Source organism: Klebsiella electrica, from assembly GCF_006711645.1.
Classification (GTDB): domain Bacteria; phylum Pseudomonadota; class Gammaproteobacteria; order Enterobacterales; family Enterobacteriaceae; genus Klebsiella; species Klebsiella electrica.
Window position 1 is genome coordinate 2869568 of the sequence record NZ_CP041247.1, and the last position, 26709, is coordinate 2896276.

Annotated in this window: 20 protein-coding genes and 3 pseudogenes; 13 read left to right on the forward strand and 10 right to left on the reverse strand. The window is 49.1% G+C overall.

Annotation, left to right across the window (positions count from 1 at the left end; all coding sequences use genetic code 11):
• Positions 1–299: 299 nt before the first annotated feature.
• Positions 300–4346 (forward strand): annotated as a pseudogene (locus tag Electrica_RS13685) (hemagglutinin repeat-containing protein); the annotation flags it as partial.
• Between the two features lie 14 nt (positions 4347–4360).
• Positions 4361–4786, forward strand: a complete 426-nt coding sequence (locus Electrica_RS13690; protein ID WP_141964727.1) for a hypothetical protein — start codon at positions 4361–4363, stop codon at positions 4784–4786.
• Positions 4787–4956: 170 nt separating this feature from the next.
• On the opposite strand, the gene Electrica_RS29315 is transcribed toward Electrica_RS13690, so the two are convergent.
• Both Electrica_RS29315 and Electrica_RS13700 read right to left on the reverse strand, forming a co-directional pair.
• Entirely contained in the window at positions 4957–5154 is a 198-nt protein-coding gene (locus Electrica_RS29315) for a SymE family type I addiction module toxin (protein ID WP_407081262.1), read from the reverse strand.
• A gap of 544 nt (positions 5155–5698) precedes the next feature.
• Positions 5699–6487: a hypothetical protein gene (locus Electrica_RS13700; RefSeq protein WP_141964728.1), complete on the reverse strand. Its 789-nt coding sequence runs from the start codon at positions 6485–6487 to the stop codon at positions 5699–5701.
• A gap of 383 nt (positions 6488–6870) precedes the next feature.
• On the opposite strand from Electrica_RS13700, the gene Electrica_RS13705 reads away from it, so the two are divergent.
• Both Electrica_RS13705 and Electrica_RS13710 read left to right on the forward strand, forming a co-directional pair.
• A protein-coding gene (locus Electrica_RS13705) for an IS3 family transposase (RefSeq protein WP_142255900.1) occupies positions 6871–8069 on the forward strand; the annotation gives its coding sequence in 2 pieces (ribosomal slippage) (positions 6871–7189 and positions 7189–8069; 1200 coding nt in all).
• Between the two features lie 316 nt (positions 8070–8385).
• Complete coding sequence (locus Electrica_RS13710; RefSeq protein WP_141964729.1) at positions 8386–9639, forward strand: RES family NAD+ phosphorylase; 1254 nt, start codon at positions 8386–8388, stop codon at positions 9637–9639.
• A gap of 214 nt (positions 9640–9853) precedes the next feature.
• Here the strand turns inward: Electrica_RS13710 and Electrica_RS13715 are convergent, their stop codons facing one another.
• Positions 9854–10765 (reverse strand): restriction endonuclease, encoded by a 912-nt coding sequence (locus tag Electrica_RS13715; RefSeq protein WP_141964730.1) that lies wholly within the window; start codon positions 10763–10765, stop codon positions 9854–9856.
• 786 nt (positions 10766–11551) lie between these two features.
• On the opposite strand from Electrica_RS13715, the pseudogene Electrica_RS13720 reads away from it, so the two are divergent.
• The 8 genes and pseudogenes from Electrica_RS13720 to Electrica_RS28895 all read left to right on the forward strand — a co-directional run.
• A pseudogene (locus Electrica_RS13720) lies at positions 11552–13888 on the forward strand (hemagglutinin repeat-containing protein); the annotation flags it as partial.
• 159 nt (positions 13889–14047) lie between these two features.
• On the forward strand, positions 14048–14626 hold the full coding sequence (locus Electrica_RS28890; RefSeq protein WP_228267422.1) for an HNH/endonuclease VII fold putative polymorphic toxin: 579 nt from the start codon (positions 14048–14050) through the stop codon (positions 14624–14626).
• Positions 14616–15227, forward strand: coding sequence for a hypothetical protein (locus tag Electrica_RS13725; RefSeq protein WP_141964731.1), 612 nt, complete (start codon positions 14616–14618; stop codon positions 15225–15227). The genes Electrica_RS28890 and Electrica_RS13725 overlap by 11 nt, the downstream gene beginning before the upstream one ends.
• Positions 15228–15681: 454 nt before the next feature.
• Positions 15682–16380 carry a DUF4238 domain-containing protein gene (locus tag Electrica_RS13730; protein ID WP_167686238.1) on the forward strand — a complete coding sequence of 233 codons (699 nt, stop codon included), beginning with the start codon at positions 15682–15684 and terminating at the stop codon, positions 16378–16380.
• A gap of 376 nt (positions 16381–16756) precedes the next feature.
• Entirely contained in the window at positions 16757–17317 is a 561-nt protein-coding gene (locus Electrica_RS13735) for a hypothetical protein (protein ID WP_141964733.1), read from the forward strand.
• 177 nt (positions 17318–17494) lie between these two features.
• Positions 17495–17710 (forward strand): hypothetical protein, encoded by a 216-nt coding sequence (locus Electrica_RS13740; protein WP_228267369.1) that lies wholly within the window; start codon positions 17495–17497, stop codon positions 17708–17710.
• 10 nt (positions 17711–17720) lie between these two features.
• The gene (locus Electrica_RS13745) at positions 17721–18041 is read left to right on the forward strand and encodes a hypothetical protein (protein WP_141964734.1); all 321 of its coding nucleotides are present in this window, start codon (positions 17721–17723) and stop codon (positions 18039–18041) included.
• 75 nt (positions 18042–18116) lie between these two features.
• Positions 18117–18746: pseudogene (locus tag Electrica_RS28895) on the forward strand (VENN motif pre-toxin domain-containing protein); the annotation flags it as partial.
• Positions 18747–19244: 498 nt separating this feature from the next.
• Here the strand turns inward: Electrica_RS28895 and Electrica_RS13760 are convergent.
• The 5 genes from Electrica_RS13760 to Electrica_RS13780 form a co-directional block, all read right to left on the reverse strand.
• Complete coding sequence (locus tag Electrica_RS13760; protein ID WP_100685201.1) at positions 19245–19607, reverse strand: cupin domain-containing protein; 363 nt, start codon at positions 19605–19607, stop codon at positions 19245–19247.
• Between the two features lie 75 nt (positions 19608–19682).
• Positions 19683–20501, reverse strand: coding sequence for an AraC family transcriptional regulator (locus tag Electrica_RS13765; RefSeq protein ID WP_131049763.1), 819 nt, complete (start codon positions 20499–20501; stop codon positions 19683–19685).
• 317 nt (positions 20502–20818) lie between these two features.
• Positions 20819–21436, reverse strand: a complete 618-nt coding sequence (locus Electrica_RS13770) for a LysE family translocator (RefSeq protein ID WP_141964736.1) — start codon at positions 21434–21436, stop codon at positions 20819–20821.
• Between the two features lie 190 nt (positions 21437–21626).
• Entirely contained in the window at positions 21627–22805 is a 1179-nt protein-coding gene (locus Electrica_RS13775) for a CocE/NonD family hydrolase (protein ID WP_141964737.1), read from the reverse strand.
• Between the two features lie 396 nt (positions 22806–23201).
• A complete protein-coding gene (locus Electrica_RS13780; RefSeq protein WP_131049760.1) occupies positions 23202–23870 on the reverse strand; it encodes an epoxyqueuosine reductase QueH in 669 nt (222 codons plus the stop codon).
• A 155-nt stretch (positions 23871–24025) separates the two neighbouring features.
• Between Electrica_RS13780 and Electrica_RS13785 the strand changes: the two genes are divergently transcribed.
• Positions 24026–24244: a DUF7661 family protein gene (locus Electrica_RS13785; RefSeq protein WP_131049759.1), complete on the forward strand. Its 219-nt coding sequence runs from the start codon at positions 24026–24028 to the stop codon at positions 24242–24244.
• A gap of 305 nt (positions 24245–24549) precedes the next feature.
• On the opposite strand, the gene Electrica_RS13790 is transcribed toward Electrica_RS13785, so the two are convergent.
• Entirely contained in the window at positions 24550–25485 is a 936-nt protein-coding gene (locus Electrica_RS13790; protein ID WP_141964738.1) for a GlxA family transcriptional regulator, read from the reverse strand.
• A 10-nt stretch (positions 25486–25495) separates the two neighbouring features.
• Positions 25496–26695 carry an MFS transporter gene (locus Electrica_RS13795; RefSeq protein ID WP_141964739.1) on the reverse strand — a complete coding sequence of 400 codons (1200 nt, stop codon included), beginning with the start codon at positions 26693–26695 and terminating at the stop codon, positions 25496–25498.
• Between the last annotated feature and the right edge of the window lie 14 nt (positions 26696–26709).

The following is a 26709-nucleotide window of genomic DNA, read 5'->3' on the forward strand; positions in this document are numbered from 1 at the left end:
TATACCGATTTTGACCATCTAAGCAGAGATGTGAAATGTCCGTTCTTGGCACAGAGCAGACCATCAGGCTCGGCTTCGCTCAGTTCATCAACTTTATCAGTCAGTCTTAACTCCTTTCACCTCCGACAGCACATCCGCCTTTCTCTTATTACATTAACACTTAACTAACACACTAATAAATAATAAAAATACTACAGAACTGAGGTGCCTTTTTTCGTTAAACTCCCTGTGGGACAGATCTGCGGATCAGGGTGAGCGGTAGCCTTGTCTGCTGTCACTCAAAGATATGTCGCTTTTGAGCGTTCACCAACGACGGCGACACGACGCTGAAACGACTGGGCGACGGCTACTACGAGCAGCGGCTGATCCGCGAGCAGGTGATCGCCCTGACCGGCCAGCGCTACCTTGACGGCTACGCCAGTGACGAAGCGCAGTTTAAGGCCTTGATGGATCAGGGCATTACCTTCGGCAAACAGTATGCGCTGAAGAGCGGCGTGGCGCTGACCCCCGAGCAGATGGCGCTGCTGACCGGCGACATCGTCTGGCTGGTGAACACCACGGTGAAGATGCCCGACGGCTCACTGCAGACCGTGCTGGTGCCGCAGGTCTACGCCAAAGTTAAACCCGGCGACATCGACGGCTCCGGCGCGCTGATTGCCGGGAATAACGTCAACATCAGACTCGACGGCGACCTCTTCAACAGCGGCACCCTGAACGGCCGCCGCGTCCTGCAGCTTGACGCCGGGAATATCACCAATCAGGCGGGCACCCTCCTCGGCGACGACGTGCGCCTGAACGCCCGCAACGACATCAACAACACCGGCGGCATCATCCAGGGCGGCAGCAGCCTGCTGGCGGTGGCCGGGCGCGACATCAACGCCACCACCACCCTCGCCAGCGCACAGAGCGTCAGCGGCGATAACCGCTTCAGCCGCACCACCCTCGACAGCGTCTCCGGTATCTACGTCGAGGGCGATGACGGCAGGCTGACGCTGCACTCCGGGCGCGATATCCGCCTCAACGACGTCACCACCGCCTGGCGCGATAGTCTGGTGTGGAACGCCGACAACGCCCTCAGCCAGAGCCAGAGCCGCAGCACTGGCAGCGAAGTGACCGGCAAAGGCAACGTCACCCTGGCCGCCGGGAACGACCTCAGCGCCCGCGGTGCCGCCCTCTCCTCCGTCGCGGCGCTGAACCTCGGCGCAGGCAACAACCTCACCCTGGACGCGGGCGAAAACAGCCAGACGCTGGACGAACGCCACAAGGTCACCGGCAGCAGCGGCTGGCTGTCCACCACCACCACCCGCACCCAGGACAGCGTGTCGCGGCAGACGACCCAGGGCAGCGAACTCAGCGGCGACCGCGTCAGCCTCAGCGCCGGGAACGACCTCACCGTGCGCGGCAGCGGCGACGTGGCCCTGCAGGCGGGCAACAATCTGCGGATCGACACCCGGGATGAGTACAACAGCGAGCAGCACCTGAAGCAGGAGAAAAAAAGCGGGCTGATGAGCTCCGGCGGGATCGGCTTCAGCTACGGCACCCGGAGCGTGAAAACCACCGACACCGGGGCGGACGCCACTCAGGCGGGCAGCACCGTCGGCAGCGTCAACGGCGACCTGACCCTGCGCGCGGGCGACAACCTGACGGTCACCGGCTCCGACCTGATCGCCGGTCGCGACATGGCCCTCTCCGGCAAAAACGTCGCCATCACCGCCGCCGAAAACCAGAGTCAGCAGACCCACGTGGTGGAGCAGAAAACCTCCGGGCTGACCCTGGCCCTCTCCGGCACGGCGGGCAGCGCCCTCAACAGCGTGGTGCAGGCCACTCAGGACGCCAAATCCGCCGGCAGCAGCCGGTTACAGGCCCTGCAGGGGGTGAAAGCCGCGCTCTCCGGCGTACAGGCCAGCCAGGCCGCCCGTCTGGATGCGGCCCAGGGCAACGATCCGGCCAACAACAATACGGTGGGCATCAGCCTCTCCTACGGCAGCCAGTCGTCGACATCAACCCAGCGTAGTACGCAGACCACCGCCCAGGGCAGCACCCTGACGGCGGGCCGCGACCTCAACATCAGCGCCCGCGAAGGCGATCTGACTGCCGTCGGCAGCCAGCTGAAAGCGGGTAATGACGTGGCGCTGTCGGCCAGCCGCGACCTGAATCTGGTCTCCGCTGAAAACACCTCGCTGCTTGAAGGCAAAAACGACAGCCACGGCGGCACAGTCGGCGTCGGGATTGGGGTCGGCTCCGGCGGCTGGGGGATCAGCGTCTCCGCCAGCGCCAACAAGGGCAAAGGCAGTGAAAGCGGCAACGGCACCACCCACAGCGAAACCACCGTCGATGCGGGCAACCGGCTCACCCTCAACAGCGGACGCGACACCACCCTCACCGGCACCCAGGTCAGCGGGGATAACGTCATGATCGACGTGGGTCGCAACCTCACCCTCACCTCCGAGCAGGACAGCGACCGCTATGACTCAAAACAGCAGAACGCCAGCGCCGGGGGCAGCTTCACCTTCGGCTCGATGTCCGGCTCCGCCAGCGTCAACCTCAGCCAGGACAGGATGCACAGCAACTACGATTCCGTGGTGGAGCAGACCGGCATCTTTGCCGGCAAAGGCGGCTACGACATCACCGTGGGCGGGCATACGCAGCTGGATGGTGCGGTGACTGGCAGCACTGCCTCCGCAGATAAAAACCGCCTCGACACCGGCACGCTGGGCTGGGGGGATATCGACAACCGAGCCGGTTTTAAAACCGAACACCAGAGCGTCGGGTTAAGCACCGGCGGCAGCATCGGCAGCCAGTTCGCGGGGAACATGGCCAACGGCCTGCTGACCGGCGGGAACAATGAAGGTCACGACAGCAGCACCACCCGCGCGGCGGTCTCCGACGGTACGCTCATTGTCCGCGACCAGGGTCAGCAGACCCAGAACGTGGCGAACCTCAGCCGCGACGTAGAGCATGCCAACCAGACCCTGTCGCCGATATTTGATAAGGAGAAGGAGCAGCAGCGCCTGCAGCAGACCCAGCTGATCGGCGAGATTGGCAGCCAGGTGGCGGATATTGCGCGGACACAGGGGGATATCAACGGACTAAAAGAGTCTAAAAAAGCTCATCCGGACTACACCACAGCCCAGCTTCGCGAAACGGATATCTATCAAGCCGAAATGCAGAAATACGGTACCGGTTCAGCTATTCAGCAAGGTATCCAGGCAGCGACGGCAGCAGTCCAGGGGCTGGCTGGAGGTGACATGGCTAAAGCTCTGGCTGGCGGCTCGGCCCCCTATCTGGCATCGGTGATCCATAATATGACCACCGATGCCATAGGAAAGGTGAACACCGAAGCCAATCTGATGGCGCATGCGGTACTGGGCGCGGTGATGTCGACAATCAATGGAAACACAGCGCTGGCTGGTGCATCCGGTGCAGTAATGGGTGAATATATTGCCCAGCAGATGTATCCGGGTGTAGATCGAAAAGACCTGACGGAAGAGCAGAGACAAACCATCAGCGCGTTAGGTACACTAGCAGCCGGACTTGCAGGCGGTATTGCCGGTAACAGTACGGCGGATGCAGTAGCTGGGGCACAGGCAGGTAAAAACGCGGTTGAGAATAACTCGCTGGGTGTTGCTCAAAACAAATCCCGTGCCCAAGAAATGACTCAGTGTCAGGGCAGTGTTGCTTGCGAAAGTTCTATAATTGATAAGTACAAAAAAATCAACGCAGAACAGCATGAAAGCGTTGTGGGATGTAAAGGCGCTCAGGACTGTGTTAATAAAGCCAATGCGATGGGCGAGTTACAGGCAGATTATATCCGTCGTACGAGCGAGTTGCTGGAAAAGGCACGTGTTAATGGTAGTTTAAGCCCAGCAGAACAGAGCGAATTGTCTATTCTTCAGGTGACGACTATCCAGCTTGAAGCAGACAGAAATGCAGCAATTCATAATGCGCTGATGTCTGGAGATTCGTCTGAAGCAAAACAGCTTGCGATCAACTCTTTGGCGCAGGTGGCTGGGACTAGTGCAGCAGGTGTTGCTGCGGGGGTAAATAAAGCTGGTAAGGGCAATATTAAACAAGATCCAATGTTGGGTCAGAATGGTGTTCAAACTGCCAGTAAGACTATATGGAAAGGAGCAGGAAAAGAACGTATAGATGTTGAAAATCCTAATCCGGGCCAAAGACCAGGTCAGTTACATTATCAGGACAACAAGGGGAATAAATACCTTTATGATCCTCAAACAAATTCATTCCCTGACGCGCCTAAATCAGTAAATAATTTATTGAATGACAGCTCATTTAAGAAAGCTATTGATAAAGGTATGACGCAATATTTAGGAGAGAAGAAATGAAATGTAACTCACTAATGATGAAAGAAATTCGCAATGTAGACTGGAAAGATCTCTCTCTTCCTGAGGAACTCCAACTATGGGTGGATTGTGGTTTCATAAGAGATGATGGATGTGTATTTTTGGTTGGTCTATTTAAGGGCAATCCTGGAATAAATAATCATTTTGATAAAACAGGAGTTGAATGCTTTGTGAACTCCTTCCATATCGATGATTACGTTTCAGAAAGATACCTAGACTATTCCTGTTTGTTTTGTAATGAAATACTAAGCAGATGGGATCGTAATAATGATAATAAGGCTGAAGATCTAAATGTCATTATTTCTCTTGATGAGTTTGGAGCTGTTATTAAAGTTCATGTGAAACGCGAAGGTGAAAACTGGTTAAATAGCAATCTTGATAAATATGAAAATGCTATTTTAGAAACAAGTACACCACTCTGAATTGTAAGAAGACAATCCCGGCAACAAGACCGGGATTATTTTATCAGCCGTCAGTCTTACCCACAATGTTCTCTCCGGCACCTGTTCATCGGCAAATCGCCGGTGTCATTAATCGCCCTCGCAAACCCTTCCAGCCACAACTTCATCTTCTGCCGGTTAACGAGCCACGCTCAGCCCCTAGGCGTGTTTTGCGCGATGATAACGATGCAGTCTGGCACCACCCAGATCTTAATCGGCATCCCGTCAGTAAATCCTGCCTGCGATATCCACTCGCCGCGTAAAAATATCGCGTGATGCAGGCCCGATTGTAGTACTCGCAGCGGGTGATGGGTTGTGGCGCTTCTGTTGTACCGGTTCTGACTTACAATCGCGTCAACTCCTTAGCCGTTGGTTGTGGTGAGCAGCGCTCACGGCAGGGCAACACTAAAGGACAGCTATGAGCGAGGAGCAGACATTTCAGTGCAAGATCGTCGTTTAGCCATCTCATGACTGAAAAATTAATGTTGCGTGCCGGGTGACATATTCTGTTGTTAGAGGAAAGCGCAGGTAGGCTGTCACGCCGCAGAGGGCGTGACATAACAATCATGCCTGCTCGCGCTTGCTGATTTCAATCATGTGCAACGTGCCATTCTACGAATAATCTACTGAGGTGAATTGATACGCAATTAAGGAAGAATTAGAGACATTAATTGTTAGGAGGCGATAATGTCGTTGGTAAAAGTATCCCAAAATGGTACTCATAGCCGTTCACATATCCGGCGCGACGACTAAATGTATTTTAAAAGGAAGTTCCCAGCGCGGATGTGCTAGGAACGATTGAATGCCCCCTGGACGTTGCACGAGCCTTAGAGTTTCCACCAATAGCAGAAGTGCCAACATAAACGCCCCACCTATTTTAACCCGATTTATATATTAATCCCGGGGTAAATAGTCATTTTTTTCTTCATCACTTATTTTCAATTTGCTATTTCCAAAGCTTAAACTGCTACCAGAGATGTTTTTTAATATTATTTCATAAGGATGTTTAGCAGCTTTTTCTCGCTCTGAACGAGATACGCATATTATTTTAATTAGCTCGATGTCGCGTTCATTTAAATCTGACCCTTTTTTATACTTAATGAAGAAATCTTTGATGTCATCCTTTTTTTGTTGATCTTCTAGTATTGCCATTATAACGGCCGTCCTCGAATAACAGGACTTTATTACAAATAGGACGAACAAACTAAGACCAAAATACAAGCAAGCAATAGTTATTCTAACTTCATAAGATAGTTTATCAAGCCATATGAAACCACATATCACTGAAATAGTAGATATAAAGAATAGATTGATAAATATCATGCGAGTGGTTTTTGCGCTAGAGTACTCCTCTTCAAGATAATTGTTTAAATTTTTCAGTTTTGGTTCCGCTTTTCCTACAGGATCGCTCCTATCTATCGTTATGTCTTTCCCTTTATTAATATATAAAAAACTAGAAAGGATGGAGTATGTCATCCCAAATGCACTAATATTAGTAAAGAGTCTTTTAATATAAAGTTTCTTTTCTTTAATGGGTAGTGAATTTATAAATTTTGTTGAATTGTACAAGATGAATACAAAAGCCATGATTAACACAATAAAAAGGAATATTAAAAATATTTTCTCATTATCAAGTTCGTTGATGTTTATATTTAGAGTCATGAGCATAGGTTGTTTAGCCAAAAGGTCCTCTTATTGTGCCCTCAACAGGTGTAAATGAAAAGCACCATCATGTTCATTGATTAAAAAATATGCAGTATAAATTTTCAACACAGTGGCTCAGCAAAGTCAAGGTTGTAATCTTGCATAATCTTTTCCCCTTTAACTGTTTCAGAAATGAAGACGAGTTGAGGTAGTTGAAAGTGCCTTTGATTGCTCCCCATGAATCAATAATCTAACAAATCTCCTTATAATCATAAGACATATGTTTAGCTACTCGCAAAATGCCTACCAGTGGCAAGTGGTAGATGCAGAGTAGACTAGCCCCATAGATCACCGGACACTTCGCCTCTCTTAAAATAAGAGGTAGTCTTAGACCTATGTTTAACACCAGTCAGAATAATAAGATGGTTGAAGTGTTATCAGGACCCGAGCGGCGGCGACGCCGAACACCGCAGGAAAAAATTGCCATTATTCAGCAGACTATGGAGCCCGGCATGACCGTGTCTCATGTTGCCCGTCTTCATGGCATCAATGCTAACCAGATCTTCAAATGGCGCAGGCAGTATGAAGACGGCTCTCTGACCGCCGTGGCATCAGGCGAAGAGGTCGTTCCCGCATCTGAACTTGCTGCTGCCAATAAGCAAATCCGCGAGCTTCAGCGCCTTCTGGGCAAAAAGACGATGGAAGCTGAAATACTTAAAGAGGCTGTGGAGTTCGGTCGGGCAAAAAAATGGATTGCGCATGCACCCTTGTTGCCCGGGGACGACGAATAACTGACGTCTGCCGGAGTATCGGTGTGTCGCGTGCGCAGCTGAGTATCAGGGTTAACCGGCCATCTGGCTGGCAGGATCGCAGAAGACAATCCAGCTTCGACGACACCGCGGTGTTGTCCCGGATAAATACGGCGGTGGCTGAACTGCCCACATACGGTTATCGCCGGGTATGGGCGCTGTTGCGACGGGAGTCTGAGCAGGACGGGCAGCCTGTTGTTAATGCGAAGCGGGTGTACCGCATTATGAGCACTCACCATCTTCTTCTTGAGCGTAAGCCAGCTGAGCACCACCGGAAGCGGGCCCATAAAGGACGCGTGGCGGTGGCTGAAAGCAACCGGCTCTGGTGCTCAGACGGCTTCGAGTTCCGCTGTGACAATGGCGAAAAGTTGCGGGTAACCTTCGCCCAGGACTCCTGTGACCGGGAGATCATCGACTGGGCAGCGGGCACAGGTGGCTATGACAAAGAAACAGTGCAGGATGTGATGCTGGGTGCGGTGGAAAAACGCTTTGGGCAACATCTGCCGTCAGAGCCGCTGGAATGGCTGACGGATAATGGTTCGGCTTACAGGGCGCATGAAACACGGGCGTTCGCCCGGATGCTGGGGCTTGAACCGTGCACGACAAGAGTGCGTAGCCCGGAAAGTAACGGCATCGCAGAAAGCTTCGTGAAGACGATAAAGCGGGATTACATCAGCATCATGCCAAAAGCGGACAGCCAGATGGCGTTGATAAATCTGGCAGTGGCGTTCAGCCATTACAATGAACATCATCCGCACAGTGCGCTGGGATACCGCTCACCACGAGAATATATACGCAGAAAGTTATCGTAACCATAAGAGAGAAAAAGCGTCTGGATATAAAGGGTCAAATCCACAGAGAACCTATCAGGCTTAGTTAGTCGAGCATAGGAAGATGGCCTTTCAAATGAGGGAAAGCGATATTGCTAATGTCCGCTTCTGGCACTAAGCCGCCAGGCCCAAGTGACATACCGTCTGCTGTGAGCGAGGAGCTGAAGTGTTCGAAAATGCATGACAACATTACGTATAGCTGACACAACAGCAAATTATCAGTTAAAATTCAAAAAAACGGAGAATTGGCTCGAACAATCTGTTTTCGAAATCGTACTTGGATTAGAGGTAAATAAACATGATTAACACTCGTATGTGGTTAATGCTTCGGGATATTGAAATCGAGGAGGAGGAGAAAGCCATTGGATTTTTATGTGCATCATGTCTCAATAAAGACCTTTTTTTACATAATACTGCTACTGGAAAACAGTTACACAATAATAAAAAATGTTCAGGATGCGGGCAAGAAATAGACAAAGGACTCAGTTTGGAATATCTTGCCGGAAAGATAAGCGACCATTTAAACAAGCATTATAAGCCCATCGAAAATAAAGACGACCTTAATATTTTTGTCCCCTTACAGGACGTTATTAAAAGATTCATCTGTAATAATGAAGATGTAGTAAAAACGATTTCTGAAATTTTATATAATTCAAATAAAAACAGATTTGATAGTGGTAAAAAATACAAGAATTTATTCGACCAGAATGCTATTGAAGAGCAGACATCTGCGATTGTAGATGAATGGAATAAATATGCATTTGAATTAAAACACTTAAAGCGCTTCACTAACGAAAAAGCCATTAACTTCTACAAAAACGTTATCAGCTACGGTGTACATGCGAGCGGAGATAATGATGAAAATGACAGTCCTATGCTCAAAGTTATTCCTATCGGGTCAGAGTTCTATCGGGGACGTCGTGTTTTAGATGATGGACATAAAAAACTATTAGAAGTAAGACATAATGAGTTTTATGCACCACCGCCGGAAAAAGCTGCTAACAGCCGTATGAGCCCGCCGGGCATGTCATTTCTTTATACCGCAACAGATCAAAAGACTTGTATTGCTGAATTGCATCCTTTCGCAGGTGATGAAATTGCTGTTATTAAGTTGGAGACCGATCGTCCACTTTACTTTTTTGACCTTACACGGGCAGCTGATGTGAAGCATGGATTACCTGGTCTTATTCATGATCCCTCAGCAAAAATATATGCGCGCAGACATCTTCTATCACGATTGCATGATTTAATAGCTCAGCCTTTTAGAGCGACGGATATTAGCTACACAGCCATTCAAGCTTTTTCTGAAACTGTCCGCCATTATGAGTTTACGCATGACACAAAAAAAAGGAACTTTGATGGGATTATTTTCAATTCAACTCAATTGAATGGAGGGGTGAATTACGTATTTTTTGGTAATAATGATGTTGAGTGTAGAGTTGAGTCTCCTTTTGGAGATTATGGTGTCAAACCATTAGTAAACGAACCTATCAAATTTTACAAAATTAGCAATATTCAAGTTACGACTTCACCATCTATCTCTAATGAGTAAACCGAAATAGTAACAATGTCCGCTCTTGGCACGCAGCGGGCAAGCTAACCAAGCCGAGGTCCGCTGCGAGAGAGGAGCAGATTTAACACCAAGTTCATCGCTCCCCTGGAGCACCTTATTATCCTGTATTACGATAAATTGGGGGCCAGTGGCCCCCAAGATGGGGCTGTCTCTGCACCATAGATGCGCCAGATCAAATGTTAGTAAATATAATTTATATGTAATCAGGTAGTGAATTCAAATCCATCACTCTTTCTCTTTCTTTTTCCGTTATTTCTCTCATAACAATTTGAGATAACGCTAATGTTATCTCCTTTGTTTTATTGAAGGCTTCTTTGGTATATATTTTCCTTCCAGACTCAAGTTCATTAAATATCCCCATAATCCATTTGAGATAGAATAATGGGATAGCTAAATCACTTATATCCTGCCATTCCGTAATCGCTTTGTATTTACTCCAAAAATAATCTTCAAAATGCTTATCACAATCGCCTTTACACGCATAATAAACTGCTATCACTTCAGTCGGTTTGTCATCATGTATGATCTTTGCATTGCACACAATGCCATCATAATTTTCTTCATGATGGTTTTCTATTAAGTCCTTTCCACAATGATCACATTTTATAGGTAAGTATTCATTAAAAATAAAATGCTTGGGCTTTATTTTTTTATAGCTCTCAGGAAGATACCTCAAAAGTAATTTTGAGTACCCAATTCTGACTAAGTGATTTTCAATTAATTTACCATCAAAGAATCGAAAGTCCTTTATTTTTCCATTTTCTTTTAATTGCGTCAATCTTGAATTTAGACCACTGCTTGGTAGTGTTGAGTAAAATCCAATAAATCCGTCAGCATTGAATCCATCAATACGTTCTTGTATATTAATCTCATCCTTTTCTGAAACTGATCTTTTGCTTGTTGCATAATGTTTACAGCTAACAAGCCAACGGAATTTATATTTATTTAACTGGCCTTGCAATTGCTCTGTGATTAAAAGATCTTTACCTCCATCTGCACCTCTATCTGGTGCGGATTCAATATAAAAGCCAAGTTCTTCAAGAAAATCACGGGCAAATGACTCCCAGACTTCACCGTCACTATCAATTTCAGTAAAGTTAATCATTTGTTAACTCCTAGGGATTGAGATATTCTTATCTCGGTTTTGTGGGCTTATTATAAGTGAGTGTAATTATAATATCATACCAACAGACACAACTTCCGCTCCTGGCACGGAGCCGACTGTCAGATTCGGCTCCGTTCAGTTCATCAACCCTGTCAGGCTGTCTGAAACCCCTTCCCTATAGACGACATACCGGCTCCCCTTTTTCTTATTACACGATCCATTAACTAACACACTAATAAATAATAAAAATACTACAGAACTGAGGTACCATTTTTCGTTAAACTCCCTGTGGGACAGATCTGCGGATCAGGGTAAGCGGTAGCCTTGTCTGCTGCCACTCAACGGATCCGCGAGCGGGTGATCGCCCTGACCGGCCATCGCTATCTAGACGGCTACTCCAGCGACGAAGCGCAGTTTAAAGCCTTGATGGATCAGGGCATAACCTTCGGCAAACAGTATGCCCTGAAGAGCGGCGTGGCGCTGACCCCCGAGCAGATGGCACTGCTGACCGGCGACATCGTCTGGCTGGTGAACACCACCGTGAAGATGCCCGACGGCTCACTGCAGACCGTGCTGGTGCCGCAGGTCTACGCCAAGGTCAAACCGGGCGACATCGACGGCTCCGCCGCGCTGATCGCAGGAAACAACGTCAACATCAGACTCGACGGCGACCTCTTCAACAGCGGCACTCTGAACGGCCGCCGCGTCCTGCAGCTTGACGCCGGGAATATCACCAACCAGGCGGGCACCCTGCTCGGCGACGATGTGCGCCTGAACGCCCGCAACGACATCAATAACACCGGCGGCATCATCCAGGGCGGCAGCAGCCTGCTGGCGGTGGCCGGGCGCGATATCACCCTCAGCGCCGGGAACGACCTCAGCACCCGCGGCGCCGCCCTCTCCTCCGGCGCGGCGCTGAACCTCGGCGCAGGCAACAACCTCACCCTGGACGCGGGCGAAAACAGCCAGACGCTGGACGAACGCCACAGGGTCACCGGCAGCAGCGGCTGGCTGTCCAACACCACCACCCGCACCCAAGACAGCGTCTCGCGGCAGACGGCCCAGGGCAGCGAACTCAACGGCGACCGCGTCAGCCTCACCGCCGGGCATGACCTCACCGTGCGCGGCAGCAGCGTGGCCGGCAGCGGCGACGTGGCGCTACTGGCGGGCAACAATCTGCGGATCGACACCCGGGATGAGTACAACAGCGAGCAGCACCTGAAGCAGGAGAAAAAATCGGGGCTGATGAGCTCCGGCGGGATCGGCTTCAGCTACGGCACCCAGAGCGTAAAAACCACCGACACCGGGGCGGATATCACCCGGGCGGGCAGCACCGTCGGCAGCGTCAACGGCGACCTGACCCTGCACGCGGGCGACAACCTGACGGTCACCGGCTCCGACCTGATCGCCGGTCGCGACATGGCCCTCTCCGGCAAAAACGTCGCCATCACCGCCGCCGAAAACCAGAGTCAGCAGACCCACGTGGTCGAACAGAAAACCTCCGGCCTGACCCTGGCCCTCTCCGGCACGGCGGGCCGCGACCTCAGCATCAGCGCCCGCGAAGGCGATCTGACTGCCGTCGGCAGCCAGCTGAAGGCCGGTAATGACGTGGCGCTGTCGGCCAGCCGCGATATCACCTTACAATCGGCGCAGAACACTCAGCTGCTGGAAGGTAAAAACGACAGCCACGGCGGCACGGTCGGCGTCGGGATTGGCGTCGGCTCCGGCGGCTGGGGGATCAGCGTCTCCGCCAGCGCCAACAAGGGCAAAGGCAGTGAAAGCGGCACCGGCACCACCCACAGCGAAACCACCGTCGATGCGGGCAACCGGCTCACCCTCAACAGCGGACGCGACACCACCCTCACCGGCGCCCAGGTCAGCGGGGATACGGTTATCGCCGGTATCGGCCGCAACCTGACCCTCACCTCTGAGCAGGACAGCGACCGCTACGACTCAAAACAGCAGAATGCCAGCGCCGGGGGCAGCTTCACCTTCGGCTCCATGAGCGGCTCCGCCAGCGTCAACCTCAGCCAGGACAGGATGCACAGCAACTACGATTCCGTGGTCGAGCAGACCGGCATCTTTGCCGGCAAAGGCGGGTATGACATCACCTTGGGTGAACATACGCAGCTGGATGGCGCGGTGACTGGCTCGACGGCGACGGCGGACAAAAACCGACTCGACACCGGCACGCTGGGCTGGGGCGATATCGACAACCGGGCCGGTTTTAAAACCGAACACCAGAGCGTCGGGTTCAGCAGCGGCGGCAGCATCGGCAGCCAGTTTGCGGGGAACATGGCTAACGGCCTGCTGACCGGCGGGAACAACGCAGGCCACGACAGCAGCACCACCCGCGCGGCGGTCTCTGACGGCACGCTGATTGTCCGCAACCCCGGACAGCAGACCCAGAACACAGCCACGTTAAGCCGTGACGTGGAGCACGCCAGCCAGACCCTGTCGCCGATATTTGATAAGGAGAAGGAGCAGCAGCGCCTGCAGCAGAGCCAGCTGATTGGCGAGATTGACAGCCAGGTCGCGGATATTGCGCGGACACAGGGGGAAATAAACGGACTGGAAAAAGCGAAAGAGGCACTCGGCCCACTGAAGGAAAATGCGACGGAGAAAGAGCGCGCCGCGTATACCGACGCGCTGCGTAACAGCGATGTCTATAAAGCGGAAATGGCAAAATACGGTACCGGCAGTGCGGTCCAGCAGGGGTTACAGGCTGCAACCGCTGCCATTCAGGGGCTGTCCGGGGGCGATATAGCGAAGGCCATTGCCGGAGGCGCAGCACCATATATTGCGGAAGTCATTAAGCAGACCGCGCCGGATGAAGCAAGCCGCATCATGGCTCATGCAGCGGTGGCGGGCGTGATAGCCGCCGTTCAGGGTAATTCCGCGGCGGCAGGAGCGGCGGGAGCAGCCACCACCGCGCTGATGGGTGAAGCCATCAAGAAAACCCTGTATGGTGATATACCGGTCAACCAGTTAAGCGAAGATCAGAAACAGACGCTGGTTACGCTGGGCACGCTGGCGGCAGGTCTGGCGGGTGACAGTTCAGCCAGTGCAATGGCCGGAGCACAGGCGGGACAGAACGAAATCAGTAATAATATGGCCAGCATCGGTATGTTGCAGCAGATGATGGCGCAGGAAACACTGAATGCAGCCGCTATGGCAGAAGCTGGTAAAGGGACGGCGAACGATCGGGCCGCTCTTGCGCTGACGAAGAAAGTGAAAGAAGGACTGAGTGCAGGTTGTCTGGCAAATGAGATGTGCGTGCTGATGGCTGTGGTTCAAGCACAACAGAGTCAGAAACATACGGACGGGTCAGGAAGCAGAACTGAAACTCTGCCGGTGAATGATGACCTGACGGGTGGAAAACTGGTTAATCCGATTCAGGATGAGAATAAGGGAACGTCGCTTATCACGCCGGATCAGTCTGACGATCAAAGAGGCAGTAATACCGGAAATACTGAAGGTACTCCGGATACAGGTGGAAATACCACAGTAACGCCGATCCTGGATGGGCCGAATAAGGATGATTTAGCCTACCTGGCTACAGGAGATAAACCGGCGAACTTATCACTAGAAGGTTCGGCAAGAGCTGGTGCATTCAATGAAGCTAAAAGACAATCTGGTGTTCCTGTTAGCCAAAGTCCGAGTAAAGTATCTCCTAACGTTGATAGGCGTGGCAATATTCAGCCCGGTTATATATATGAATTTGATGTACCGAAACCAGGCGGAGGAACTCAAAAAGTGTATATTCATGATGATGCCGGTGGCCATTTTTATGAGGATGATGCCAGCCAAAACCGCGGCCCACATTTTAACGATGAGCAAGGCAACCACTATGACTATTAATTGCGTAAAACGATATGCTGCCGATTTAACTATCAAAAATGACATAACTAATTTCGATAAGCTATCTTTCTCATTGGATGGGATTTCAGCTGTAAGTTGGGAGTTACCAGGTTGTGCACGGAGAGAGTATGGTGAGAAACTATTGAAGGATATGTATACATATGTAACTGATGATAATATTGAGAATATTCACGTAATGGTGCAGTTGGTTCCCGAACAGCCTAATACGGCAATAGTTAAATATAAAAAAACATGGGGATTGATTGAAAATTCAGGAGTAAATACAAATAATATTCACAATAAAACATCTTTCATTGACAATGGTATTAAAGGACTAGTACTAACAGGAACCGGATATATTTCTAAGCATGTAGACAATGAACTCCAAAAATTAATAAATTCGGAAGAAAAATTATTCCTTTCGAATCTGGAGCCATATATAAGCACTGATGACGACCCTCAATTTGATCGTCTTACTCATTGGATAAACAATATCCTCCGCAATGATGGAGTCATCTTCTTCCTCTTAGGTCATTTTGACGAGAGAGATACTGAGGTTGTTGCTTTAGGTAGCAAGTCTGCCTTAAAAAATATAATATAAACCAACATGTAAAATCCAGTTAATACCCAAATCCAACTTTTGTAACAGTTCGCTCAAAAGTTGGATAATCGCACCTGAGGGGTTAAAGATATCGTTAGCAGCCCTTACAGACATAGGCTTTAAGTGACCCAGATATCTCCAGCTCCTCATTAAGTTCAATACCTAAATAGAGAACTATGTTTTCCAGTTCCTTATGGCCCCGCCAGAGATAACACGGGCATTCTTAGTTTCATGGCAACGTCCCCCTTGATTAAGTATAGCGTTGCATCGACCCGTTGAACTCACAACCATTGGTGGCCACAAACAATCTCTAAATACTGAAGGAACTCAAGAGGCTTCGTTAATAGAGTGAATACAAAGGGAGAAAGTACCGAAGTAAAACCGAAATCCTTAGCTGTAATAAAAAACGGCCATATAATTAAACTCAGCGATAATCCAGAAAAACGGTCGAGTTTTGATCATAATTTCGAATTTTTTTGATAAAGCAGACAGTAATTCAAACACAATAATAGAGCTATTATCAGAAATTCGATTTAAGCACTTTCAATGTGAGAGTGAAAGCTTTACCAAAGCTAATATCTGTTCGTCAGAAGAACATGAATTACTCATAGAAATAATTGTTTCCTTGGCAGTAAGAAGCCCAATGTATAGGGATGGATGTATAGCTATTGCTGAAAAACTTAGGGGTGAGATACGGGCGCTAGAGAAGGATAGATTGATCTCTATCAATATGAGAGATGCTCTTAAAAATATTACAAACTATATAAAAAACGAAGCATTCATTTATCTTCTTCTAAGTAAAGAAAAAGAGTTTATCTTTGGTGATGGATTTTATCATGACATTCCAACAGTCACTATACCAAGTAGATCACCAACATTAGTATGTCCACTTACACCTCATATATGTGTCATTATTGATGCAAAAGAAAGAAAAAAGAATGATTCGTTGATATCAGTAGCGGTAAACGAGGAAGAAGTGACAATCTGTAACGACACCGTTCAGATATATTCAAAAAATGAAATATTTTATAGGGAGGATAAGCCAATATTATCTGAGCACTTTAAAGATAATATAAGAAAAGAATATTACCCTTATGACAACCCACTATTAAAGTTACTTGAAAAAGTCAAGGCGCAAAATCATTCAAGTTAGTGAAATAAAGGATTTTGTAAGCTGCATAAAGTATAATTAGTCGGCAACGGCAGCTCCTGGCACAAAGCAGTTTACGGTAACGGCCAGTGGCCGCTATGAGCTGTGAGTTCAACTGATAAAGGTATTTCTCAAACCTCAGTGTATTAATCAACGGGGGGCAGGTCAGACTGGCTATTTTGATGAACTGTAGCTTTCCAGAGCAGGCTGCGACAGTGGCCTTTTATACGTCAGGCATCTCACCTACGGACTCGACTGGACGTTCAGATTGTTCTGTCTATGACGAAAAATTCTGCAGAGGCGCCCAACATTTTCGATTAGTTTTATGGAAATCAAATTCACTAAATGGTACTGTTTCTGTATTTTTATAATAGGGAATATGATGAAAAAATCAAATAAGACACTTATAACAATCATGGCATTAGCCTTTTTAAGTTCCTGTGCTCAAAAACAAAAGCCTTACACGTTATATAAAGATGCAACTGGAGACACTGCAAAAATACGAGTAATTGGATTTACAGACGATACAACTATACATCAAATATTGTCCTGCACAGAGTCATCTGATTTGGGGTACCTTAGAGATAAACATTATGAAGAACGAAACCCACCAAGAGTAGTTGATAAAGGATTTAAAAAATCGGTTCCAACACCGGAAAACATGCCGTTAGACTATCAAGAACGACTCATTCCTGCTAAAGGGTGGATTGAAGTCAGATCTGCATTATTCGCAAGCGATGGTGGCTTGTGTACTTTAGGCACCCATTGGTTTAAGCCTGAAAAAGGCGCGCTTTACGAAGTCCGAAATCGTCTAAATAAAGCCGGCAATATTTGTTCAATGAAATTAGTGCAGATAAATCAGAATAATGGACATGCCGAAAAGGTAGAGACGCATGAAAGATTAGCTGAGTTTTTGCCCTGTCAAACAATTGAAAAATAAACTTCGTTAATTTTATATTAAGCCGCTACGGCGGCTTTCCACTGAACATGCATGTGATAATTACAGTTCCTTATGTTGATCTATTGAATGTAAACTCTTCTCCAACTCCTGGCCATTCTGTTTCTTGGTGTAGGGAAAAAGATATCCTTCGATGGCGATTTTTATGCTGTTGATGGAATGAAATTCAGCAAAAGTTATTATGAGAAACTATGGTCACAAGGCAGACCTGCTCCATTCATTCAAGCAAGAGAAGTTTTAAATGGTAATCCAAAAATTGAGCCAGACCCTAGAGGTGCACCTGGCTACTTTAGATATGAAGGTGCGGGACTTGAAATGATCTATAACCCGAAAACCGGACAGGTTGGTCATATTCAACCAGTTAAGACTAAATAAGGGGGGCTGGATGGACATTTGGCCTGATTTTCAACAGGATCTGGAGAGATATCGAGATGCTGTTTTATCGATAAAACGTAGCATTCGATTGTATGAAGAGTGTATTGAATCGTTAATTCATCAGATCGGGAGTATAGATTTTGATAGTGCGCAATCTCTATTTGATGAGCTTTTTGGTATGCAATCTGAACTTGCCACTATGTTATACAAATATGAATATGAGCCAGAAAAAAGAATTAGAGATTTAATATATCATCTAGACCGGGATGATTTTTACTCAAGAAAGTATTGGCATAAAAAATTTAGTGCTGGCTTAGCATGGCCTGAATAACCGTAAGTAGTAATCCCGCCCTATCCGGGCGGGTAGTTTTTTGCAAACTCAAAGTTTATCCAGTTCCATCCGGGCATGCAGGGGCTGGCGGGCAGCGACCTGAAAGCCGCGCTGGCAGGCGCCGCCGCGCCGTATGTCGCGGAGATTATCGGTCACTACAGTAATCTGGATGATGCGGGCAAGGTCGCCGCGCATGCGGTGGTCAACGCCGCCCTTGCCGCCGCGCAGAACCAGAGCGCCCTCGCCGGTGCCGCTGGCGCAGCCACGGCGGAAATCGTCGGCCTCATCGCCACACAGATGTACGGTAAACCGGCCAGCGAACTGGACGAAACGCAGAAGCAGACCGTCTCGACGCTGGCAACGCTGCCGGCAGGACTGGCGGGTACCGTGGGCTGGAATGCTGCCGGTGGTGCGTTTGGAAACTGGCTGGATGGGAAAGATCCATTATCTGGTGCTGCGATGAGTGGTGGTACATCGGCAATAGGTTATGGTGTAGGAAAGGTTATTCAAGGACCACTTGAGAAAGTAATTGATCCTAACTGGAAAAACTGGGAATGGACTGATGTTGGTATGGGGATCAGCAAGCCTCTGCCACTAAACCCAACGTCTGGAATTGCTGGAAATATAGGATCTTCAATTGGTTCCGAAGGAGCAGGAGCTATAATTCAGGATCAGATAAAAAACCAACAAGAGAAGAAAAAATGAAGTATCAATCTTTCCTTCAGCGTTTTTTAATGACTGTGCTGATATGGTTTTTCGCTATATTTATCATGGCAGTAGCAATATTTTTCTCCATCAGAGTATTTGCATATTATTGGATCGGCGGTGATTTTTTATTCTCTTATGTTGATATTGTGAGAGCGTTAAAAATAGCTGTGTATTGCTCTCTGCTATGTAGCTTAGTGAGCTGGATCTTATATCGAAGTAATAAAAAAAATATTAGGCCAGGCTTTGTGCCATAGTTATCTCAGAAAAAATCCGATCTAATACTTATATAACAATGAGTTATCTGCTTAACATGTTTTTTACATCATTGACCGGCAAACCCCGTATTCGCGGGTCAGGGAATCGTATCCCTTCCAGATGACAGAGTCGACGGTGAGCGAAAAACTGCCGTTCAGGCTCGTATTGAGCCTGAAGTTATCTATGTAGTCGTGGTTTATCAGACAGATCGGCCAGCCGGGCAGTCTGATACAACCCAAGCTAGATCCAGATATCGTTTTCAGCGGTTCGTTCCCCACCTTCGTGTCCAGTATTCAGGACACCACAGGGTTCTATCATCATCATTTTTACCGTCATTTGGGCTGACGTTTTATGTTCTACACCTTTTGGTACAACGTAGATTTCTCCCGGATTAACGAGGACGTGGCCGTCGCGAAAATCGATACGCAATACCCCCTCTACTACAATAAAGGCCTCATCGGTTTCAGGATGTGAGTGCCATATAAAGTCGCCCGCTATTTTCACGATTTTGAACTGATAATCGTTCATCTGCGCAATGACTTTTGGCTGCCAATGGGTTTCGAAAAGAGAGAATTTTTGTTCTAGATTTACCGGTAACGACATGATGACATTCCTTAATGTTCAAGAAACGTCGAGGATAAATAAAGTCGCTGTGATGGTCTTGAACGATCGTGCAACTCAGGCACTGTGGGGGTGAATGAAGGTTTGCCAACGGCCCGGAGAAATACCGTATGCCTTTATAAACTGCCGTGTCATATGACTTTGATCTGAGAACCCTGCCTCTAAAGCAGATTCTGCAAGTGACAGACCTGTCTGAATCAGATGTCTGCAGTATGCGAGACGGCGCATTGTTACATAGCGATAAGGACTCGTGCCAAAAAGTGCCCGAAAATCCCGACTCAGGCTCCAGCGATCTTTACCACAGACGGTGGATAAGGTTTCCAGCGTAATGTTCTGGCTGAATTCAGATTGTATATATTCTCGCGCGCGCTCTGCAGACTGATAATCCACAAGGCAGCGACGAAAGCGTTGCCCTCCTACGACGGCCAAAGTCTGGGCAAGATCATAAAGTGCGTCCTCCTCTTCAAGGACATCAATAGAATCTTCTGACGCTTTTAACAGCGGTCCGGTGGCGGCAAAAAGCCGAGGATCCGCTGATATGCCACCTGGAATAAAGGGTAATGGTTTTCCGCCCAAAATTTTCTGAATTAACGCAGGTTCGATATATAGCATCCGGTACTGAAACCCTTCTGTCGTTCCTGCCTCTCCATCATGAATTTCATCCGGATGCAGGACTATTGTCCCCCCTGGTAAGCTGTGTTGTTTACTGTCTCGGTAACGAAAGCTTTGCACTCCTGACAGTGTCCTGCCGATCGCATAAGTATCATGACGATGGGGTTCATAACCATACCCACTGAAGTAGGCCTCCAGGCGTTCAATTTTTCCCGGCGTGTGTGCAACTCTGACCCAGTCTTTATTCGATTGTAAAGCCGACATGTGCGACACCTGTTTCCAGTTAACGATGAATTCCTACCATAACCTTACTGGGTGCGATTTTAAAAGGAGTAGATAAAAGCACTTTAGTCTCACGTTCAGGTTCTTTCTGCCTGCTGCCTCAAAAACTGCCAGCAACTTTGTTCAATCAGGGACTATAAGTAGTAAAAAAGCGTAACCCTGCACATATGTCCGCTTTTGGCTGTGAGTTCTTCGTTTCATAGCAACGTCCCCCCTTGATTGAGGATAGCGTTGTGAGCTCACAGCAGAAGCAGACCTTAATGTTTCTCATCCATAGACTTAGTTTGTAATCGTTTAAATTACTTTAACAGAAGCCGTATTCCCAGAAAGGCCATGACTCCCCCGCTTAATCTATCTATGAGCTTACGGTATTTAATGTAAGCCTGACGTGGCCCATCAGTGGATAATAAGTATGCAACGATGGCATACCAGAGCACATCAATAACGAATGCCATTATGGGCAGGATGATGTACATAACAGGCTGAATGTTTTTGCTAAGCGCTGCGGAAAAAATACTGGCAAATATCAGGGCGGTATGGGGATTACTGATTTGCGTGAACACACCAGTTAGAAAAGCTTTTGAGGATCTGACTTCCTCAGTAACGGCCAAGTCGATAAACCTGTTTGAAGGGCGCCGAAAAATCTTTAACGCAAGCCATAATAGATAACAACCACCGGCAATCTTCAGGCCTGTGTAAAGTGATGGAACCAATGTCAGCAGGGTGTGAAGCCCCGCTAACGCAATGACAGCAAAGATAAGTGCACCAAAACCCATACCTACCGCCACAGATAATGCCGCCCGTCTTGAACTGGACATGGCCGTGCGAGCAACGAGAAGGAAGCTGACTCCCGGGCTCATCGCACCAAAAAGAATAGCAACGCCAATAGCAGAAAGCGCAATCAAATCATTTGTCATTTATGTTCTCCACAATACTAAACGTCAGTCAGTTTCGAATCACACACCTTATGAATCGTTCCCAATTGTCACCGTAACACAGTTTCAGCAGCATCCGCTCCTGACGCGCCAGAAGAAAGGATATCCGCGGTGAGAAAAGAAGAAACCTAATCTCGTACAAGCACCAGGGCTGCGGTTATATCAGCTTATTTCAGTGCGTTTTCTCTGAGGCGTAATTATTGTTGATAGCGTAGACAGCGCATTTAGGTGCCCCTCTCCGTTGTTCCTTTGTACAGAGACTAAGCGCCGTTGCAGCAGCTTCCTGACTGTTTCTGGCCCAGTATGCAGCGCCCCAGTCTCCGTCCGGATCGGTAGCAAATGCTTTTTCATATCGCTGCGTTGATTCATACTCGGAAAAAGCTTTTTTTCCGGCAGCATTCAGGGCTGGCGGTTCAATGAGATTTACGACGGGAAGCTTGATTATCTCCTGGAAAGGCTGATGATTCTGCTCAAGAAAAGCGGCAACGGTATTCCACCAGAAACTCTCAGGCGCTGAATCCATAAAGACATGGCCATCCTTCCCGTAAGAAGGCATGACGATGAACTGAGCGGGGTTTTTACTCTGCTGATACGCATTAAACATTTCTCTGCCCATATCCGGGGGAAACGACTTATCATTTTTTGCATAAAGCCACAGCGAAGGAAGCTTTGCTGTTTTTCCGTATTGTTCATACGTTTTCATTAGCCCTGTCTTATCACAGAGGGATTTTCCGTCGATAGCCCCTCTGCCGCCATCAAAATTGATAACCGCCTTGACGCCTGGCGGATTCGTTGCGCCTGTTGCGATAGCAGCAAATCCACCGGCGGACATACCAACCAGCATCGCGTTATCAGCGGAAGCCCATGAGTTCCGGCGCACAGCCTCAAGCGCCGCAACCATATTTTGGACGTCCTGTTCTCCGGCCTGAAGATGAAAGGGCTGGATGCATGAGTGTCCTGTATATTCTGCAGCACCACTGGACTGACCATATCCCTCTCGCAGGACAACCACCGCAGCATACCCGTGGCGTGCAAACGCGATTGCTGTTGAAGAATATCTGTTTGGGTTAAGCGTCCAGCGGTCAAACTCGGCCGTACCGGTAGTTCCATTGGTGATTAACACGACCGGCAAAGGCTTCTTGCTAACCGGCCGTGTGACGAAAGCATCAAGTATCGCAGGCTGGCCATTATTTAAAGTGACAGACAGCGTCAGTGGTTCCCTGATCAGCTCGCTTATCTGTTGGTATTCGGCCGTGTCAGTTAAAGATTCTGCGTGCCCCGGTAAACTTATAATGAAGACTGTCAATGACAAAAAGAAAGATGCCGAATGGGTTATAAAACGATTGAACATCAGAAGGTATCCTTAATTAGCCTGGAGATATACCGCCTTGCAGTTGCGTACTGGCAGGTAAAAACGCTAACTCTGACAGCCCCCCTGTATTAATGACTTAAGATTCTTAATCCGCCAAGTGAGATGAAGAACATTAACGTAAGCAAATTTCAGAACAAAGCTGACCTGTCTCTTTTTGTGTGTTTTTTTTATATTTCCCCAGATCTGAGTTTTCATGCCGGCTTTTTTGTATTTATCACCCATTAGCTCCACTTACCCTGTGACCTTCCCCCGGAAAACAGTACCAGTCTAAACTGCACTGTCCTTACGTTACACGAATAAATGAAATAGGTGGGATAAACGCCGTGGATGAGCCAATGCTTACAGAAGCCCACATGTGAATGTGGGCTTCTGGTATTACTGTTCTTCGCCTTCCTTACCGTAGTAAAGTTTACCGAGTTTGATGAGCGGCCTGCCCTGCGATTTACGGTGCATATTGGTATCACGCAATGAATAGACGCAACCACAATACTCCTGCTGATAAAACTGCTCGCGCTTGCTGATCTCAATCATGCGCGATGAGCCGCCCTGCTTACGCCAGTTGTAATCCCAGTACGCCATTCCCGGATAATGTGCGGCAGCGCGTTGTCCACAATCGTTAATCTGCTGCATATTCTTCCAGCGGGAAATTCCGAGTGAACTGCTGATCACGCTGAACCCATGTTCCGCGGCATACAGCGCTGTACGTTCGAAGCGCATATCAAAGCACATAGTGCACCGAACACCGCGCTCAGGCTCCCACTCCATCCCTTTCGCACGTTCGAACCAGTTGTCGGTGTCATAATCCGCATCGACAAAAGGAACACCGTTTTTTTCGGCAAAACGGATATTCTCTTCCTTACGGATGAGGTACTCCTTTTGCGGATGAATATTGGGGTTATAAAAGAAAATCGTGTAATCAATGCCCGAGGCCTGAATCGCCTCCATGACTTCCCCCGAACAGGGCGCACAGCACGAGTGCAGCAGTAGCTTGTCTGCGCCGTTCGGCAGCGTCAGTTGCGGGCGTTTAAAATCAGCGTTCTTCATAAATGGATTCTTTGGCAATAGTGAAACTTTCAGGAATTTTAGCATTCACATCGGCGATAACGAAATTAAGAAGTCACTGTTGTCGTTGGACAAATGAGACATAACATGCTCTGCTAAGATCGAGGTTAAAACATGGGTGACCAGGAGGATAAAAATTGCTGATTTACAACGTATTCGGACGGCATGTTGGCGTCAAAAGGGTTGAGAATCACTGGCAGGTATTTCGTGCCGATATGACGGAAAGAAAGTTCTCCCGTCTGTACGATATCATCATTCCAGATGAGCTGACAGAAGCCGAGATCGCGGGATGGCTGGGCGATATTTTCCATGAGGCGGCCAGCACACGTCACCCCGATGTTACGCGCATCGAATAACCCACTTTGGGGCCGCCTGAACAGCTTTGAGCGAGGAACAGAAATTCATTGGACTGTGGACTGCCCCCACCAGAGTGTCTATATAAACCGTCGCAATTTAGTATGCCGCCTGCTCAGTATCGTATAAATGGGGAAAATACCTTCTTCACGGCAACCTTACCGCGGGTTAACGGTGACCGGGCGTAATATATCCTGCAGGCTGCCACTTCCTTTCAGTGACTAACCATGCCGTTAACCTGCACATGCGGAAAAGAAAAATACCCCCGATGAACACTTACATCAGCCCATTATCAGCCCATTGAAAATTATCGCCCCGCGCGAAGCGACTGAGGCGGAATGCCATACCCACGAATAAACACCTCGCGCATATGCCGTCTGTCGCGAAAACCGGACTCGCGGGCAATAGCATCCAGCGACAGTCGGCTTTGCTCTATCATTAAACGTGCGGCTTCAAGCCGAAGCCCTTCGATTGCTTTTGCCGGCGACTTGCCCGTTTCCTGACGAAAAAGACGGCTAAGCTGGCGGGCGCTCACATGAACCGCATCGGCCAGTATTTCCACCGTCAGCGTTTTGTGCAGATTATTACGCGCATATTCCAGCGCGGTTTGCAGACGATCTGAGCGGGGCGCCAGGGAAAGCATTTCTGAATGCTGGGTCTGACCACCAGAACGGCGCTGATTCATCACCAAACGATGCGCCACAATACGGGCAATGTCTGCGCCGAGATCTTTCTCCACCATCCCGAGTGCCATATCCAGCCCGGCGGTCATGCCTGCCGACGTCCAGATGGTGCCATCGATAATAAAAATACGGTCATCTTCAAGCTGAATCGTGGGATGCTGCGAGGCCAGACTGTGTGCGTGCGCCCAGTGCGTAGTGGCGCTTTTTTGCTCCAGTAGCCCGGCCTGGGCCAGCACAAATGCCCCGGTGCAGATCCCGGCAATCCGCCGCGCCTGGCGGGCGGTGGTTTGCAGAAAGTGAATCACGCCAGGACTGGCAGGTTCGTCCATTGGTGATAATACGCCTGCCACCAGCCAGGTATCCACCTGCGTTTCCTCGCTCAATTTTACGGAGTCCACGCCAATACCTGAAGAAGAGCGTACGGTTCCGCCATGTTCGGAATAGACCACGGACTGGTAAAACGGGCGATCGGCCACCAGGTTAGCAAACTCAAATACCGTCAGCGTAGACAGCGCCAGCATCTGGAAATGGTCGGCAATGATGAATCCCACACGGTGCATCGTAACTCCTTTATGGCTGGCGAACCGCCTGATATTGCGCAGAGCGAGCCCGTAAACGCTCAGAAGCCCACAGACTGGCCAATGCCAGCAGCAGGAACAGCACTGAGCTTATCATTACTCCGTAAAAGCCCGACAGCGGATAAAGCCAGGATGCCACCGCCGATCCACAACCAATGCCGCAGAACATAAAGGCGCTGGTTAATGCCAGCGAAATGCCACGCGTCTCCGCTGTCGAGATCTCCACGATACGTCGCTGTTGCGTGGGCCATAACAGATCCGTGGAGAAGGCCCAGACCACCAGCAGGAGATACAGCAATGACAGCTGAGCCGGTAACAGCATGATCAGCAGCATAACCGCAACCAGTAAGCTCAGACCGGCGACCAGTAAGTGCTCTGCACTGTAGCGCCGGGCGGCCCGAGTAACAAAAAGATTCCCCACAATACCCGCGACGCCGATAACAGCCAGAGCTATCGATACGGAAGAGATATCGCCCTGCCAACGGTCGCGGATCATTGGAGAGATAAAGGCATACATGTCGTATACGCCGGAGGTAATAAAAAACACCACCAGAAAGGCGGCCAGCGATTTCCCTTCCATCAGCACCTGGCCGACCTGCCGTAAATGAATATCAACGCCTTTGACCACATTCGGCACCAGAAGCCACACTCTCGCCGCCGTCAGCAAGCTGAGCAGCGCGACAAGCGCGAACAGCACGCGTGGTCCCCCGACACTGGCTACCCATGTCGCCAGCGGAATGCCAACCATACTGGCCATCGACACCCCCAGCAGGATGGTGGCAATGGCGCTGCCACGCTCTTGCGGGGCGACCAGCTCAGCGCCAAGAGCAACCAGCACGGGGCCTATCAGCGATGCCCCCAGCCCCATCACAATCCGGGAAACCACCAGTACTCTGTAGTCCGGAGCAATGGCAAAAATCAGGGCGCCCAGCCCAAATACCAACATGCCGGCCAGCACCTGTGTCCTGCGCATCAGCTTGCCGAACAGGACCTGTGCCAGCGGAGCGCCCAGCGCAAATGTCAGACCGAAAATAGAGAGCAGACGAGCGCTTTGCCCGTCGCTGATCCCCCACTCCTGAGAAATTGCGGCCAGGCTGCCCGCCACGGCAAGTGAACCGGTCGCCTGAATAAAATACGCCAGGCTCAGCGCCCATAGCGCGCGCCTTTGCGATGTGGACAGGTGATTTTGCATGATAAACTCCAGGG